Source organism: Blastopirellula sp. SH421, assembly GCF_057808535.1.
On record NZ_CM173712.1, the window covers coordinates 2,261,796 to 2,277,640 of the forward strand.

Sequence of the window (15,845 nt, forward strand, 5' to 3'; positions counted from 1 at the left end):
AATCGGCACAGCGGCGGTGTTTTTGGGTGTAAGTCTTTTACAGATAGATGCTTACGACGGTATTGCCCGCTCGCAATTCAACTCTTCCAGGTAGTACAGCCGGAGGGGGAATGATTCGCTGCTAACATTTGGGGACGAAAAGAGTTGCATCAAGGAAACGGGCTTCTAGAATAGATAGAGGTTCGATTCCGCAATCCACGAAGAGTAGGTGGTTTATGCGTAATGCGGTATTGGGCCTTAGCCTTGTCGTTAGCCTCATCTTTGCAGTCGCTTGGTTGGAAACTCCTCCTTCTCCGGCGCAAGCACAAGCACCGTATGCGGCGACGCCAAGCGGTTCGCTGATTTCCCATACGACCAATACGGCGGCGGGAATGCAGCAGATTGTATTGATTGATCCGCAAACGAGAGTGATGGGCGTCTATCACGTGGATGGGACGACCGGAAAGATTTCTCTCAAGAGCGTTCGCAATCTACACTGGGATTTGTTGCTGGAAGCGCACAACAGTACGAATCCGAGTCCTAGCGAAATAAAAGCATCGCTCGGCAGACCCTAAGCATTTGCTCAGGCGGCCGGGCCTATAAGTTTTGAATCACCGGAGCCTGGCATGGCCAAATTAATCCCCCTTAGCGAAGCTGCTCAAATTCTGGGTATATCCGACGAGCAGTTGGTCGAAATGCGATCACGCAATGAGATCCACGGCTATCGCGATGGGGCGAGCTGGAAATTCAAAGAAACCGAAATCGAACGGGTCAAAGCCGACTTGGCTGCTGGCGCAAGTTCCCCCAATTTCGGGGACAGCGGTGAAGACATCATTGAATCTCCCAGCGATTCGGACGATGACAGCGAGTTTGAGTTGTCGCTCGGTGGAGACGACGGTTCGTCTGGAGAAATTGATTCGCTGTTGATCCCGGAGCAAGGCCGCGCCGGAGAATCGGGCGTGGTGATCGGCGAAGAGCTTTCGATGGGCGGCAGCGATTTGAAGCTTGCCAACAGCGATATCGAACTGGGGGCTGAGGACGGTTCTAACGTCCTTGACCCAGCCTCGGACACCAACAGCGGATTGAATCTCGATATGGAAGGTTCGGACGTATTGGGCAGTGCTTCGCTCAATGCTCCCGGCTCCGCCGATCTGGACGACGATGACGATGAGCTGTTGCTCTCGCCGATTGACAATGATGACAAAGACGATGTGGTGCTGGGGACCGAAAAACGCGATCCCGAAGGGACCGGCTCGGGCGTCAGCTTGGCGCTGCACGAAGATGATCTCGATCTGGGTGAAAGCGCGGTCTCGGCGCTGGATGATCTCGATAGCGGCGAATTGACGCTGGACGCCGGCGATAGCGGCGTCAGCCTGGTTGATCCGGCTGACAGTGGGATTGATATCGGGATGGAACCGCTGGATCTCTCTGGCTCGAAGGTCGATGCTTTTGACTTGGCCGGCGATTCTGGCATGAGCGTGGATAAAGACATCGCTTCTGGAATTTCGGCGGCCAAAAGCAGCGTCGATGACGACTTCCTGTTGACCCCGGTCGAAGGGGAACTGGATGATGACGACAGCGGCTCGCAGGTGATCGCGCTCGACTCGGACTCGATCGGATCGGAGTCGGCCTTGTTTGGCGCCGGCATCGACGACGGAGATTTTGGAGGACAAGACGCAGCACTGGAAGTCATTGACGATGGCGGGACGATGGAGGTGACGCCAGCTGGCGTGCCGGCCGCCGCCGCGCCGGTTGAAGCTCCCTACAGCGTCTTGAACATCATCAGCTTGGCTGCGACTGCAGTTTTGGTGTTGTTCGCCGGGCTCATGGTAACCGACCTGATTCGTAACATTTGGTCGTTCGACCAGCCGTATGCGATCAACAGTTCGATCATGGACGGGATTATCAGCTTGATGGGGGCCTAGGATTTCTCCCCCCTCAAGAAGATCGCCGTAAATCAATCCCACAGGGCCGCGAGACAACTCGCGGCTTTTTTCGTAACTGTTGCCTGTTGCAATCGTTACAGGTGTTCGCCTTAATCCGGTGGGAGTGCGGCGGCAGCGGTATCTTTTCCCCCTGGTCGCGCTATAATCAACTAACTGCGGATGTTGTTTCCGCTTGCTGAGGGGGCGATAGTCCCCTTGGTGCTGTATCTGACGGCGTTTTGACAGCCAAGCATTGATGTTGCTAAAGCTTGGTCCCACCGCATCACGCCCTGTAATTGCCAACTCATCCCCACGCTGGCCGATCCAAAGCATGGCACGACCCAAACTTGCCGCAAATGATCAATCTCTCTTTGTCTGGGGAGCGTTGCGTCTGTATGAAATCGCCGCCTCGCTCAAATTGGCGGTGATCCTGCTGTTCGGGATGGCGCTGACGTTGGGGGTCGCGACCGCGGTGGAAGCGGCGTTTAACACCAATGTGGTGCAGTTTTACGTTTACCAGTCATGGTGGTTCTCGCTGCTCTATCTCTTGCTGGCGGTCAACATCTTCTGCGCCGCGTCGATTCGTTTTCCCTGGAAGCGACATCAAACCGGTTTCGTGATCACCCATATCGGCCTGCTGACGCTGTTGTTTAGCGGCGTGGTGAGCCGCGTGTGGCGCATCGACTCGCAGGTGAGCGTGTGGGAAAACAACATCTCCGACATTCGCGCGTTTGAGCCGGATCACTATCGCTTTGCGTTGCGGATCGATCAGCAGAGCGCTTCGCCGCTGGATCCACCGGAAAGTACCGAAGTTGATATCCCGTTCGCACCGGGGCCCTTTAGTTGGGCCGACTATCAAGAGGGATTCAGCAACATTCGGGTTGCTCGCCCGGAAGTGGCCCAGCTCTTTTCGCCGCTCTTCTATCTGGCTGGTCGAAATAGCGCCGGCGACCTCCTATATTCCGACGGCGACATCCGCTTGGAAGTGCTGGACTATTACGGCGACAGTCACTGGGAAGATGGCGTACCCGCGGTAGAGTTGCGACTGAGCATGCCAGCCGGCAGACAACAAGCGGCTGACGGTCGACTGGTCGCCGCAGACATGCAGTGGGTCCCGGTCAAGCTGGGCGTCCACAAGGTCGACGGCGATACGCAATACAAATACGGCGTGGGGGATCGTCAACCGATGGGCGCTGGAGCGTTCACCATGGCGCTGGCTCCCGATCGCGCGGCGACGGTCGCCTTTCTCGAAGGGGGTCCCCAAGGGAAAATTGGCGAACAGGGACAAGTGGTGCTGTACGCTGACGGCAAACGCTTTCAGATTGACGTCGCTGAGGCGCTCGATAAAGAGGCGCGACCGCTGGAGGGGACGGACTATTCGTATCAAGTTGTCTCCTACATGCCGTCTGCCGTTCCGAGTCGAAAACCCGATGGCGGCATCACCTGGGGAGATGGCGAGCCGAACGAGGCGCCGCAGAACCCCGGCGTCCGGATCGTATTAACCGAAGCTGGGCAACCGGTGGACGAGCTGGTCTTACTGGCCGATATGCCGAACTTCAACGCTCAGGCCTTCGACGCTAAAGTCTACGGTTCCTATTGGTTTGATCATGGCGAGAGAGAGGCAGCCGAATTGTTGCAAGGGGGAAGCCCCGGCGGTTCGCGTATCGATGTGATTCAAGGCATTGACGAAGACGGAAAAACCAAACGACTTTACTATCGCTTTTGGAATCGAAAAGAAGTCGCCATCGCGCGAGATTTGCCGATCGACGGCAACCAGACGAACGCTGTAGACGCGTTCAAAATGCCGATCGCACAGTTGCAGATGTACGTCGAGAATTACATCCCGGCCGACAAGCCGACAGCGACCGCGGTCCGCGATCCTTTTGATCCAAAGTCACAAATGCCAGCGCCAGCAGCGCTGGTCCGTTTGACCAAGGGAGATAAGACCGACGAGTTTTGGATCCAGGCCCACTTTGGCGATCCAAATTCGGGACATGTTGATGACAGCACGCAGCACATCATGAAGGTGGGCGACACGACGCTGACGTTGGCGATGCCAATTCAATCGTTTGACATTGGCTTTCGCGTCTTTCTTGAAAAGTTCGAGCGTCGCTTAGATCCCGGCACGGCCCAGCCGTCTCACTATTCCAGCGATGTCCATTATCTTGATCGAGTCCGAGATCGCTGGATCATGGTTTGGGATCCGGCCAGCGAAAGTACTCGACGAATCGAATTCCCGCTCTCGATCGATAGCAACTCTCCCAGCGACATTACCAGTTGCGGCGATCAGATTTTTTGGATCGACGACGCAGATCCGGCGTCGATCTGGAGCATGCCGATCGCCGCGCTGAACAGCGAAGATTGGACGCAAGCCAAGCAGATCGTGCCATTTGGATTGGCCAATCCGCAGCAATTGGCGTGCGATGTTGAAGCCGGCAAGATTTACTGGACTGATTGGCGCAAAGGTCGGTCAGGGGACGAAGGCTATTTGCGCAGCGCTAACTTTGACGGCTCGTCCCCGGCGAGCGTGATCACCTTCGCCGGTCGTCCCCACGGCATCGCCATCGATAGTGAACGCGATTGGATCTACTTTACGAATGACGCGTCGGGCTTTGTAGGTCGCGTGCATCGTGATGGAACCGAGTTGACGCCGGATTGGGTCGCGATTCCTGAAGGTCGCGCGACCGACGTGATCGTCGACCCGATGACGGGAAATGTTTACTGGACTGACCAAGCGAAGAACGCGATCCGCGGCGCAACCAGCGAAGGCAAAATGCTGAGTTCGACGCCGTTTGTCGGGCCGGTCGGTAAAGGAATGCCAAATTCATTGGCGCTGGGAGATGGTTATCTCTACTGGACTGATATCGAGCCCAATCCCAGCGATCCCGCATCGCGTAAGCATCTGAGCGATCCGACGTTTGATCGCTCGAAGCCGCGTGAAGTTTTGACTCGCGTCCGCCGTATTCCGTTTGGCGTAGACGGAGAAAAGAAAGATGCAGATGTTGAAACGACGATGGTCAGCGCTCCGCGCGGCGCCGCCGTGATCGACGGCAAGCTGATGTGGACGCAAAACGCCGTGATCAAAGAAAATGTCTGGATTACGATGAACGCGCCGGATGCGTTTCGTGATCCGACCTATCATCGCGACTTGCATGTCTTCCAGGAAAGTTTCCAGGGGCCGTTTCAGCCGGGCTCACCCGAATACGCCAAGTTTGCCCCGACCGAGCGCAATGACGAAGAAATTTATGCGTCGGTTTTCACCGTCAATCACGATCCCGGTTCGGCGCTTCGCTACTGGGGTTGTCTGTTGGTGATTCTTGGAATTGCCACGATGTTTTACATGCGGGCTTATTTTTTCAAGCCGCGCAAGCGCGAAGAGTCACCGGTTGATTCTCGCCGTTCCACTGCAGCAGAGACCAAGCTTCCCAACATCGTGGGGAAGAATTAGGAACATGCAATGAAGTCGATTCGCCTCGTACTTTCCGCTCTTTCTCTGGCGCTGATCACCACGTTTGTCGTGGCCGCAGCAGCCGGTGAAAAATTTGAAGCTGCGGTTTGGAAGCAGCTGCCGGTCTATCACAACGGCCGGGTGAAGCCGTTGGATACGTTCGCCAACTTGGTGGTCAAAGAGATCACCTCCCACGACAAAACGTCGGTCAAGGTGAACCTGGTTGACTACTACACGCCTGACGAGTTGGCAAAGCCTGAGTATGCCGATGCGCTGTCGATTTTGCCGGCCGGTGAAGAGCGAAAGTTTCAACCATCCGAATTGATTTTGAGCTGGTTAGCCGAACCGCAAAAGTGGGAACGGATTCCGTTTATTATCGCCGAGCACGAAGAGCTGCGCAAAACTCTTGGATTGCCGATTGAAGGTCCGACCGGCAAACGTCTACGGTTTGTCTCTCCCTATGAGCTCACCCATTCGGTACCGTTGCGCCAGTTTTTGTTGGAAGTTGACGCACGTCGCAAAGCGGAAGGTAAAGACTTCAAAATGACCGCGGCGGAAGAGCGCGTCTGGAATGAAGTGCTGACCAAGTACGCGCTTTATCGTGACGTGACCTTTGACCCACAGTTGTCGATCAATTTGAACGAAGCGCTGCCGATGCCAGGCGGGCGAGATCGCCTGTTTTACAGCGTGATGGCCGCCGCCAAGATCATGTCGCAAGAACCCAATGTCAAGAATCAGACGTTAGAAAGCCAATATCAAATCTTGATGCAACTCGGCGGCGAATCGCCGATGGCGCTAGCGGCCAATCGGTTGCTTTCTTCGTACAGGGCACTGTTTTCGCTGTTGGTGGAAGCCCAGGTAAACGCGCACGACTTCCTAGAGAATGAAGATCCCCAGCCGCTAGAACCCGATGACGCGCCGACGCTGGCGGAAGCCGAGCCGCTGGTCGCTGATTTTCGAGCCTCCGCCCATGAGTTAGCCGAACTGTTGCTGGTCGAGCGGGATCGCGCCAATTCGCAGCAAGCGCTCAGCCGTTCGCAGTACGAAACGATCAAACCGATGTTCCAAGAGATGCTGGTGAAAACCAGTGAATTGGATCGACTCGGTTTGGAGATGCAACTGGGACTGTACGAAGGCTCGGACCTAGTCAAAAAGTTTGACCGTAGTCTCAGCGGCACGCTGTATGTTGTGCCAGCTTTGAACGCCGAAGCGTTGAAAAAGGAACGCGGCACCGAAAACATGGCCCAGCCCTGGCTGGGTTTAACCACCATCTTGTACAGCTCCGGTGATCTGCTGAAGGCCTATCCCCAAGACAAACTCGCCGCGGTGCGCAAGTCTTGGAACGCGTTGACCGACGCTTACGTTGCGGGATCTTCGACCGAAGCAGCGCAAGCATCGTTGGCCAAGTCATTACGCGCACTGGGAGAGCAAACCGACCAAGCACGCCGAGAGTTGCTGGCGGCCGATCAAAAAGACAAAGACATCCTGGATTACACCGCCTATCCGGCCGAAGGCAGCCCGCGAATCGCGGCGGAAGTTCGCTATAACTCGCTTGATCCCTTTATGATTTCGTGGATCATCTGCCTGGGAGCGACGATCTGCTACGGTCTGTCATTTGGCGTGATTCGCAAAGTGATGTTCTGGTGCGCGACGTTGCTGCTGTTGGCGGCGATTGTATGGTCGACATACGGATTTTACATGCGTATCTTGGTGAGCGGTTGGGCGCCGGTCACCAATATGTATGAGACCGTCGTGTTTGTGCCGTGGGTTGTCGCCGTCATGGGCGCCATCTTCTTGATGTTGCCGCTGTATGATCGTGGGCGACTTGAAGCTTGGCGCGCTTCGGCAGTGCCGGGGACGTGGGAAGCGACTCCACTTTCTGAGAGCCAACTTAGCACGCAAGGCGCTGGAGCCTGGACTGCGATGGGAGTTTTGGCGACGCTGTTACGCGTGCCGCTGCTGTTGTTCATCTTTTGGGTTTTGGCGATCGCGATGTATAGCGACGGCAATCAACCGATTATCACCGGGCTGAATCCGCTAACTGCATTTACGTTCTCGTCGAATATGGCGATGGAAGTTGGCGTCTGGATGGTGAAAGTCATCACGGTCGTCATCGCAGTTTATTTTCTGCCGCGGTTGGCCGTCAGCCTGATGTACGCCCTCTATTTTGTGCCGCGCGATTGGTTGGTGAATGACGGCGTGAGGAAGAATCTGCCAGCGGTGCTGGATCGCTCTTATTTTGGTTTGGCCGCGTCAGGCGCTGCGACGTTCTTCTTCTGCGTCGCTTCTAACGCGCCGGTGCTGGATGAGAACTTCTCGCCGCTGCAGCCGGTGCTGCGTTCTAACATGTGGTTGACGGTGCACGTGTTGACGATTGTCGCCAGCTATGGGGCCGGCATGCTTGCGTGGGCGCTGGGCGTGATCGCGCTATTCTTCTATATGTTTGGCAAGTATCGCGCACCGGTGACGCCGGTTGGCGCTCCAGAAGGTTATCGTCCCGCGCACGAAGCCCAAGCTGAGCTCGGTTATCGTCCGCCAGAGCAATGCGCGATCTTGGCCGGTTATTGCTACCGCTCTATTCAAGTCGCGGTGATGTTGCTCGCGACCGGCACCATCCTTGGCGGTCTATGGGCCGATGTTTCGTGGGGACGTTTTTGGGGCTGGGACCCGAAAGAAGTCTGGGCCCTCATTTCGCTGCTGGTTTACCTGGCGATCTTGCATGGTCGCTTCGCCGGCTGGTTCGCCAATTTTGGCTTGGTCGTCGGTACGATCCTCGGCTTCACGATGATCGTCTTCTCGTGGTACGGCGTAAACTTCCTGCTGCCGATGTTCTCCGGAGGTCAGGCGGTCGGGCTCCACTCGTACGGCTTTGGCGAAGGGGGCCAAGGTTACGTGCTCGGTTTTGTCGCGATGAACTTGCTGTTCCTCGGCGTCGCTGCGGTCCGCTTTCAAGTCACCAACGTCATCAAGCCAGGTTCCCCCAAAACCGACGACGTTTCACGGCTGTTTGATGATGAGGAGTAGATCCTTCTGAAAAAAGTTGATTCGCTAGACCCGCATCGCGGCGCCAAAGGAGAAGGTCTGGCGTAGGGAAAATGACGAATGTCTACTACCGCCGAAACTCTTCATGCTTTGGTTCTTCGGCGACTGCGGGAACAACCAGATATTCCAGCAGTTTCGCTGCTTCGGCGGTGGCCGGTACAGTGAATTGTTCGTGTGCGTTCAGCGCGGCGATCAAGCTGGCGGCAGGGACAAATTCTGGCTCTGGCTGCAGCGCGAGCGGAATTGATTTACGTTCGTGCGAAATTGCCAAGATGGTTCCTGGTTCCGCGTTTTCGCAATAGCCGCGAATCGAGATCAGCGGGGGACGTAGGCGAAACTGGATCCCTAATTGATCAAAGCCGGTGGAGAGCGACCGATTGGTCGGCAATGTATCGGAAATTAGAAAGCCCATCTGACTGGAAGCGTCTTGAACCAGCGACATGCTAACGCGTCCCCCGGTGCGGCTTATTAACCAACCATCCGCTGACTGCAGATTGCCGTCAACAAACGAAACCTCTTGCAAGGTGAGATCCGCTTTGCCGACAAGCGTGTGATTGGGTGAGCGCTTAATCAGCCCGGCAAGCTCAATCTCACTGGCGATGCCGCGGAGGGTTAGTCGATTTCCGTGGAGTCCCTCGCGGCGGACATAGAGATCACTGAAAACTGTGTCTGTCCCCAAAATGCGAACGGTGGGATCGAATGCAGCAAGAGTGGCGATAGGGATTTTGGCGTCGCCGCTATCAAGGGTGATATTCAATTCACCGCTATGAGCCGGAGTTGCTAGTTGCACAACCATTGGCTTCGAGGCGCTGATGCCGGCCAGGGAAAACTTGGCGACAGACTGACGCTCTCCGGCAGCGTCGACCTTCGTATGCGAGGCAAATTGCGTCAAGTTCGGAATCGCAGGTTCATCAATTTGGATCGTGTCGATCTGAACCCAGATCGGTTGGTTGCCTGCGATCGCGAGACGTTCGCACAGCGTTTCCCAGAGTCGGCGGCGATGCGTCCAGGAGAGATCGCACTTTGCAGCGCGAATCCGCCAGACGCTCCCCTGCTCTTCCGCTTCGATTAGGGGAATGGTGATCGCCGGTTGATTGACGACGTGCAGTTTCAGGTCTTGTAGGACATACTTGCCGGGGCGCGGGTTGTAGGCTTTGGCGAATGTCGCTTTCAGACCTAGCTCATCCGACAAGCGACGTTCGATCGCCGTATGCGCCCAAGAGCTACGGCGGTAGCCGATCCACCCGAACGTTGTGAACGTCGGCAAGATGCAGATGGCCAAAAAGGCCAAGCGGCAAAGGAGTCGGTGAGTCGCCTCGTGCAACAGAACTTCCTTGTTCGTATCGCGCGATGAAATGGTAAATCGACGCTTATCTTTCGCGGGCCATCTGCATAAACAGCTCGTGCCGCGCTTTCATCTCGGCCAGGCTATCGCCGCCAAACTTGTCGACCAGCGCCGTCGCAATTTCAAACGCGACGACATTTTCGACAATGATGGCGGCCGCCGATACGGCGCAGACATCGCTGCGTTCGTAGGAGGCGCCCTGCTTTTCTTTGGTATCTAAGTTGATTGAGTCGAGCGGCTTGGCCAACGTGCTGATCGGTTTTTTGGCGGCGCGGATGATGATCGGTTGCCCGTTCGTCATGCCTGCTTCCAGCCCGCCGGCGTTGTTGGTCGGTCGCGTATATCCCAGGTGCGGTTGGTCGCGTTGCTCAGGATCAAAGTGAATCGGATCGTGTACCTGAGAGCCAGGGCGACGAGCCGCTTCAAACCCGAGTCCAATCTCCACTCCTTTGATCGCTTGAACCGCCATCACGGCTTGTGCGAGTCGTCCGTCGAGTTTTCGATCCCACTGTGCATGCGTGCCGAGGCCGAATGGTACTCCGTCTACCCGAACTTCCACAATGCCGCCTAGCGTATCGCCGCTTTTACCGGTTGCATCAATCAACTGCTTGATCTCAGCATCTTGGTCAGGATTGAGCGAATAGATGATGCTATCGCTACGCAGTTTGTGCAGTTGCTCTAGGCTACCAGCCTGCGGTTTAATCTGCACTCCGCCCAGTTCGGCGACATAGCCAAACGCGGTGATGCCAAACTGCTTGAGCAGCAGCTTGGCCAAACCGCCAGCGGCGACGCGAACCGCGGTCTCTCGGGCGCTAGCACGTTCGAGAATCCCCCGGACCGGGCCGAGAAACTTAATAGCTCCGGTCAAATCGCCGTGGCCCGGTCGAGGTCGCGGGAGATCTTCGAGTCGCTCTAACTTGTAGTCTTTGTTGACTACTTGCAGCGCGATCGGACTGCCCAGCGAGAGTCCTTTCCAGATGCCGGTCAGGACTTCGACCTTGTCAGTTTCGATCCGTTGGCGGCCGCCGCGACCATAGCCCCCTTGGCGTAACTTAAGATCGGCGTCGATCGCGTCGGTTTCAATCTCGACGCCAGCGGGAAAGCCATCGACCAGGGCCAATAGAGTCTTACCGTGCGATTCGCCAGCGGTGCTATAGCGTAACATGTGCTTCTGTAGTGACTTACGGATAATCTCCGCCGCGCAGGTAGGTCCCTCGCTGGCGGTTAGATGTGTTGGTCGCTTCTATCGACGCAAGTGAGCGACGCCCAGTGGGTCAATTCTAACTGTTGACGTAGCTTGAAGATAGATTGCTTGTTGGCGCGGCCTGCGTAGAGAAAATCTGCCGCTAGCTTCAAAGCAATGAGGCGAATGGACGCAGTCGTAAGACGAATTGTGTAAGACCTTGATTTTCAAGAATGGCCAGAAGCTCTTCGACCTTCTTAGGAGGATTGCGGAGCCCCTCACGCTGTCGCTTGACTGCGGCGAGCACGGAGGCAGTTGTTGCATCGAAAAGTTCACAGAGAAAGTCATCCGGATGCAACGCTTCCACGTTGTGTTGCGAAAGAATGCTTTGAGGAAAGTCCCTGAGGTTGTACGTAACAATCACGTTGGCGTGAGCTTGAATCGCTGCCGCCAGTACATGTCGGTCGTCTGGGTCGGGCATAGTCAAGGAATCAATCCATGATTCATAACCACTTACAAGGCAGTCACGAACCGCATCATTCATCAATCCCTTTGTTCGTGCCAATCGAGCGAGTGTCAACTCGGGCTTGTTTTTTAGCAGGTTGCGCATCCATTCGTCATGGATTGCTTCTGTCCATTTTGCCTGGACCAGCCCCGCTTGTGCTAATCGAATGAAAAGATCGCGTAACGGTGCTGGGTAGAGGATGTTCGCGTCATAGACAGCGGTAACGGGGTGCTCCATCAGTAACCCATCCCGAGATCTTGGGCATCCGCAGAGAGTTGATCGAGCACTCTTTCGCGGGCCTCGTCGTCTTTCTGTTTGTACGCCATCAAATCGTCGAATCGCACGCGGCGATATTTTCCGACGGTTCTAGAAGGTATCTTCCCTTCGTCAAGCAGTTTGACGACGTAGGGGCGTGATACGTTCAAGAGGTCGGCGGCTTGCTGCGTCGTCAGTTCGGCATGAGTTGGAATCAGCGTGACAGCATTTCCCTGGGACATTTCCGTCAGCAGGTGAACGAAGAGGCGTAATGCTGAAGTGGGGACGGTCATTGTCTGGTCAAGCTCACCATCCAGTAGCTGAAGCCGGACGCTTGAGCTTGCGTTCAGCTTGTGCGCCGCTAATTGGCGGCTTGATTCGAGCGCCAGCGCTGCGTCAGCATCGCTGGGGAAGACTGTCTCAAAATTCTCTGGAATCAAGGTCGACATCAAAGATCTCCTGGCAGGCGTTCGTTATGTAATCTTATGCCGTCGCTTGCCGATCGCAATGCTCGAATTAGCCGAAATACTCGAAAACAACTGCGGGGAGACACTTTTTAGGCAAAACGGGTTAGACTGCTGGGCGGAAATCTCGAAAGCTGATTCTTCCTCCTTGATTCTCCTTCCCTTTGGAATCCCTGTGATAAGTTTCGTCAGCCGCTATTGGTTTTTGCTACTTTTGGCGGCGGCGATTGGTGTTGGCTTTGGGTTTTCGCCGATGCTTGAGCCGGTGACCAAGATTCCCTATCTGCAGAATGCGATCGTCGTTACCGTCCTGTTTTTGATGGCGTTCCCCCTTGAGTTTGGAGATTTGCACAATGCGGTGAAGCGTCCCGCTCCTGCCGCGCTGGGAACCTTGATCAACTATGGGCTGCTGCCGTTGCTGGCGTGGGGCGCATCGCTGCTCGTGGTCGGTGACCTGCGAATCGGGGTAAATATTGCCGCCGCGATCCCCTGCACTCTCGCTTCGGCGGCGGTTTGGACGCGCAAAGCCGGCGGAAATGATGTTGCGGCGCTGGTGGTGACGATCGTGACCAACCTCCTTTGTTTTGCCGTGACGCCGATGTGGTTGAGACTGACGACCGGGGACTCGGTCTCTCTCGATCCGGGCGACATGGTTCAAAAGCTCTTGATTCTGGTCGTCGTTCCGATGATAGCAGGCCAGTTATGCCGCATTCCGCGTCCAATCGGTCGATGGGCGACTGCACATCGAGCGTCGATGAGCACCGCCGCACAACTCGGTATTTTGGCGATGGTCTTTCTGGGCTGCGTTAGCGCCGGAATTCATTTGCGCACGTTGCATGAGTTGGCGCCTCCGCTCCAGACGCTGACATTGACGTTGGGAGTGGTCATCGGCGTGCATGCGACGGCACTGGCGATTGGGTATCAATCGGCAAAATGGCTGGGCATGACGTCTGCAGACCAGATTGCGGTCGGGATCTCGGGGAGCCAGAAGACGCTGATGGTCGGATTGTGGCTGGCCAATACCTTTTACCCCGCGCAGCCGCTAGCGATTTTGCCGTTGATCGCGTATCACGTAAGTCAGCTATTTATGGATACTTGGGTCGCAGATTGGCATTTGCGGCAGCAAAATGCCAATCTCACGCATGTCTAGGCTGTTTGGGGTGCGTGGGCTGCAAATCTGTTTGATAATTTGTCCAACGAATCTGCGGGTTAGCCGCATTGTGCTTCCCCTTGTTCCTCTGCATGCAGGCCGATATGATAGTTGGATTATCGATCTAACGTGAACGAGACAGGGTAGTACCGTCTCGCGACCAACCACTCAGGAAGATGCCGTCATGAAAGAAAAGATTCACCCCCGCTACGAGGAAGCGGCCGTGAAATGCGGTTGTGGTAATAGCTTTACCACCCGTAGCACGCGTAAAGAAATCGTCGTTGACGTGTGCAGCGCCTGCCATCCGTTCTATACCGGCAAATTGAAATTTGTCGACTCTGGCGGCCGCATCGAGAAGTTCAAGAACAAGATCGCCAAGAGCGGTTATGCGAGCCTCGAGAAGCCGAAGAAGAAAAAGAAGTAGCGACGGCATCAACGATCACCGCCCAGCGCGAGCTTTCTCACCACAGAAGGCTCGCGTTCTTCGTTGACTGACTTCTTTCTTTCTGATTCGCCATTTTGACTTAAGGTTCTCCCATGCGTGAGATGTTGGAGGAAAAGCTGTCCCGCTTCGAGTTTCTCGAAAAGCAGATGAGCGATCCCGATGTCATGGGAAATTCGCATCAGATGGCGACGATTGCGCGCGAGCATGGCTCTCTGGCCAAGCTGGCGACTAAATATCGATCTTTCAAGAATACGATCGATGAGATGAGCGAAGCGAAAGAGTTGCTAGAAAGCGACGACGATGAAATGTGCGAGTTGGCGGCAGCCGACTTGGTGACGTTAAAGGCTCGTCGTGAAAAGCTATGGCAAGAGTTGCTGGACATGACGATCGGCGGCGAAGACGCCAATCGCACGCGAATTGTCTTGGAAATCCGCGGCGGCGCCGGCGGGGATGAAGCGGCTTTGTTTGCGCGTGACCTGTACGATATGTACAAGCGATACAGCGAAGCGAAGAAGTGGAAGTATGAGGTGATGGAATCCAATCCGACCGAACTAGGGGGATTTAAGGAAGTCATCATTAGCGTTGAAGGAGAAGGAGTCTATCGCGAACTGCAGTACGAAAGCGGCGGTCATCGCGTGCAGCGCGTTCCTGAAACAGAAGCCAAGGGACGCGTGCACACTTCGGCCGCGACCGTTGCAGTAATGCCAGAACCAGAAGACGTTGAGTTTGAGCTCAATCCCGAAGACTACGACGTCGAGCGATACGCGGCCTCCAGTGGTCCCGGTGGTCAGCACGTCAACAAGACGGCGTCAGCCGTCCGCTTGATCCACAAAGATGGCGTGATCGTGCAGTGCTGCGAAGAGCGGAGCCAGCACAAAAACCTGGCCAAGGCGCTGCGGTTGCTCAAGACCAAGTTGTACGAAGTTAAACGGGCTGAAGAAGCAAAGCAGCGAGCCGATCATCGCAAATCGCTGGTCGGGTCTGGCGATCGCAGCCAACGTATTCGGACCTATAACTTTCCGGAGAATCGCGTCACCGATCACCGCATCAATCTGACGCTTTACAAGCTGGATCAAATCATCGCTGGCGCATTGCAGCCGGTGATCGATGGTCTGGTCGACTACGATCGCCAGCAGTTGCGTGGCGACATGGGCGACCTGGAAGAATAATCGATCCAATGTCGCCGCAGAGGCGCAGCCGCAGGAGATGCTATGTCGGCGGAAGAGCCATGGACGGTAGGGCGCCTCTTGAAATGGACCGCCGACTATCTGCAACAACAAGCGGCGGACTCGCCGCGCCTCGACGCCGAACTTCTCTTGGCGCAGTCGCTTGGTTGCAAGCGGATTGAGCTGTATACCCGGTTTGACGAAGTCGTCGCCGACGCGCCGCGCGGCAAGTTTCGTCAACTGGTCAAGCAGCGCGCCACAGGCATGCCGGTTGCATATCTGCTAGGTCGCAGAGAATTCTACTCTCGCGACTTTCGCGTCACCCAAGATGTGCTGATCCCTCGTCCAGAGACAGAGCATCTAGTCATTGCCGCGTTAGATCGCTTGCGAGAATTGGCGAAAACCAAAGCTCCGCACATTTGCGACATCGGGACCGGCAGCGGGTGCATCGCGATCACGCTAGCGAAAGAATTGCCGAAGCTGCAGGTAACGGCGATTGATATCAGTGCTGCGGCGCTAAAAATTGCGCAAGAGAATGCCGAGATGCTAGGCGTCTCGGCGCAGATTGAGTTTGTCGTCGGTGATTTGCTCGCGGGACAACCGGCGGACGCAAGCTTTGACTTGATCGTCAGCAATCCTCCCTACATCGGCCTCGTCGAGAAGCCGACGCTTCCTCAGGATGTGCTGAAGTTCGAGCCGCATATGGCGCTCTTTAGCGGCGAAGATGGACTGGATGCGATTCGTAATTTGGTGCGTCAGTCGCCAGCGCATTTGAAGCCCGGCGGCTGGCTGTTGATTGAATTTGGTCCGGTTGTGGCCGACGCCGCGGTTGCGATTGTGACCGCTAGTGGCGAGTTTGAAACGCCAATCGTCGAGAAGGATTTGGCGAAACTGCCGCGCGTGTTGATTGCTCGCCGGAAAGCGAACTAGCGGCAGGC

The 15,845-nt window shown here is 55.8% G+C and carries 12 protein-coding genes; 8 read left to right on the plus strand and 4 right to left on the minus strand.

All coding sequences use genetic code 11. The features are described from left to right. Positions 1–215: 215 nt before the first annotated feature. From SH421x_RS09315 to SH421x_RS09330, 4 genes are all read left to right on the plus strand, one after another. Complete coding sequence (locus SH421x_RS09315; protein ID WP_488855174.1) at positions 216–554, plus strand: hypothetical protein; 339 nt, start codon at positions 216–218, stop codon at positions 552–554. 51 nt (positions 555–605) lie between these two features. Next, positions 606–1,904, plus strand: coding sequence for a helix-turn-helix domain-containing protein (locus SH421x_RS09320; protein WP_488855175.1), 1,299 nt, complete (start codon positions 606–608; stop codon positions 1,902–1,904). Between the two features lie 331 nt (positions 1,905–2,235). After that, entirely contained in the window at positions 2,236–5,352 is a 3,117-nt protein-coding gene (locus SH421x_RS09325; RefSeq protein ID WP_488855176.1) for a cytochrome c biogenesis ResB family protein, read from the plus strand. A gap of 9 nt (positions 5,353–5,361) precedes the next feature. After that, on the plus strand, positions 5,362–8,376 hold the full coding sequence (locus SH421x_RS09330; protein ID WP_488855177.1) for a cytochrome c biogenesis protein: 3,015 nt from the start codon (positions 5,362–5,364) through the stop codon (positions 8,374–8,376). A gap of 85 nt (positions 8,377–8,461) precedes the next feature. Here the strand turns inward: SH421x_RS09330 and SH421x_RS09335 are convergent, their stop codons facing one another. From SH421x_RS09335 to SH421x_RS09350, 4 genes are all read right to left on the minus strand, one after another. Continuing rightward, complete coding sequence (locus tag SH421x_RS09335) at positions 8,462–9,718, minus strand: hypothetical protein (RefSeq protein WP_488855178.1); 1,257 nt, start codon at positions 9,716–9,718, stop codon at positions 8,462–8,464. Between the two features lie 46 nt (positions 9,719–9,764). Next, a complete protein-coding gene (aroC, locus tag SH421x_RS09340; RefSeq protein WP_488855179.1) occupies positions 9,765–10,904 on the minus strand; it encodes a chorismate synthase in 1,140 nt (379 codons plus the stop codon). Between the two features lie 187 nt (positions 10,905–11,091). Then, positions 11,092–11,664: a PIN domain-containing protein gene (locus SH421x_RS09345; RefSeq protein ID WP_488855180.1), complete on the minus strand. Its 573-nt coding sequence runs from the start codon at positions 11,662–11,664 to the stop codon at positions 11,092–11,094. Continuing rightward, entirely contained in the window at positions 11,664–12,131 is a 468-nt protein-coding gene (locus tag SH421x_RS09350; protein ID WP_488855181.1) for a helix-turn-helix domain-containing protein, read from the minus strand. Before SH421x_RS09350 ends, SH421x_RS09345 begins: the two co-directional genes overlap by 1 nt. A 190-nt stretch (positions 12,132–12,321) precedes the next feature. Between SH421x_RS09350 and SH421x_RS09355 the strand changes: the two genes are divergently transcribed. The 4 genes from SH421x_RS09355 (at position 12,322) to prmC (ending at position 15,837) form a co-directional block, all read left to right on the plus strand. Beyond that, complete coding sequence (locus tag SH421x_RS09355) at positions 12,322–13,296, plus strand: bile acid:sodium symporter family protein (protein ID WP_488855182.1); 975 nt, start codon at positions 12,322–12,324, stop codon at positions 13,294–13,296. 184 nt (positions 13,297–13,480) lie between these two features. Beyond that, positions 13,481–13,720 (plus strand): 50S ribosomal protein L31, encoded by a 240-nt coding sequence (gene rpmE / locus SH421x_RS09360; RefSeq protein ID WP_002652272.1) that lies wholly within the window; start codon positions 13,481–13,483, stop codon positions 13,718–13,720. A 113-nt stretch (positions 13,721–13,833) separates the two neighbouring features. After that, positions 13,834–14,910, plus strand: coding sequence for a peptide chain release factor 1 (gene prfA / locus SH421x_RS09365; protein WP_488855184.1), 1,077 nt, complete (start codon positions 13,834–13,836; stop codon positions 14,908–14,910). Between the two features lie 42 nt (positions 14,911–14,952). Further along, positions 14,953–15,837 carry a peptide chain release factor N(5)-glutamine methyltransferase gene (gene prmC / locus SH421x_RS09370; RefSeq protein ID WP_488855185.1) on the plus strand — a complete coding sequence of 295 codons (885 nt, stop codon included), beginning with the start codon at positions 14,953–14,955 and terminating at the stop codon, positions 15,835–15,837. The last annotated feature ends 8 nt before the right edge of the window (positions 15,838–15,845 follow it).

Bases quoted from the DNA above. Each gene is read 5' to 3' on its own strand.
- SH421x_RS09315 (WP_488855174.1), top strand. From the start codon at position 216: ATGCGTAATGCGGTATTGGGCCTTAGCCTTGTCGTTAGCCTCATCTTT.
- SH421x_RS09320 (WP_488855175.1), top strand. From the start codon at position 606: ATGGCCAAATTAATCCCCCTTAGCGAAGCTGCTCAAATTCTGGGTATA.
- SH421x_RS09325 (WP_488855176.1), top strand. From the start codon at position 2,236: ATGGCACGACCCAAACTTGCCGCAAATGATCAATCTCTCTTTGTCTGG.
- SH421x_RS09330 (WP_488855177.1), top strand. From the start codon at position 5,362: ATGAAGTCGATTCGCCTCGTACTTTCCGCTCTTTCTCTGGCGCTGATC.
- aroC (WP_488855179.1), bottom strand. From the start codon at position 10,904: ATGTTACGCTATAGCACCGCTGGCGAATCGCACGGTAAGACTCTATTG.
- SH421x_RS09345 (WP_488855180.1), bottom strand. From the start codon at position 11,664: ATGGAGCACCCCGTTACCGCTGTCTATGACGCGAACATCCTCTACCCA.
- SH421x_RS09350 (WP_488855181.1), bottom strand. From the start codon at position 12,131: ATGTCGACCTTGATTCCAGAGAATTTTGAGACAGTCTTCCCCAGCGAT.
- rpmE (WP_002652272.1), top strand. From the start codon at position 13,481: ATGAAAGAAAAGATTCACCCCCGCTACGAGGAAGCGGCCGTGAAATGC.
- prfA (WP_488855184.1), top strand. From the start codon at position 13,834: ATGCGTGAGATGTTGGAGGAAAAGCTGTCCCGCTTCGAGTTTCTCGAA.
- prmC (WP_488855185.1), top strand. From the start codon at position 14,953: ATGTCGGCGGAAGAGCCATGGACGGTAGGGCGCCTCTTGAAATGGACC.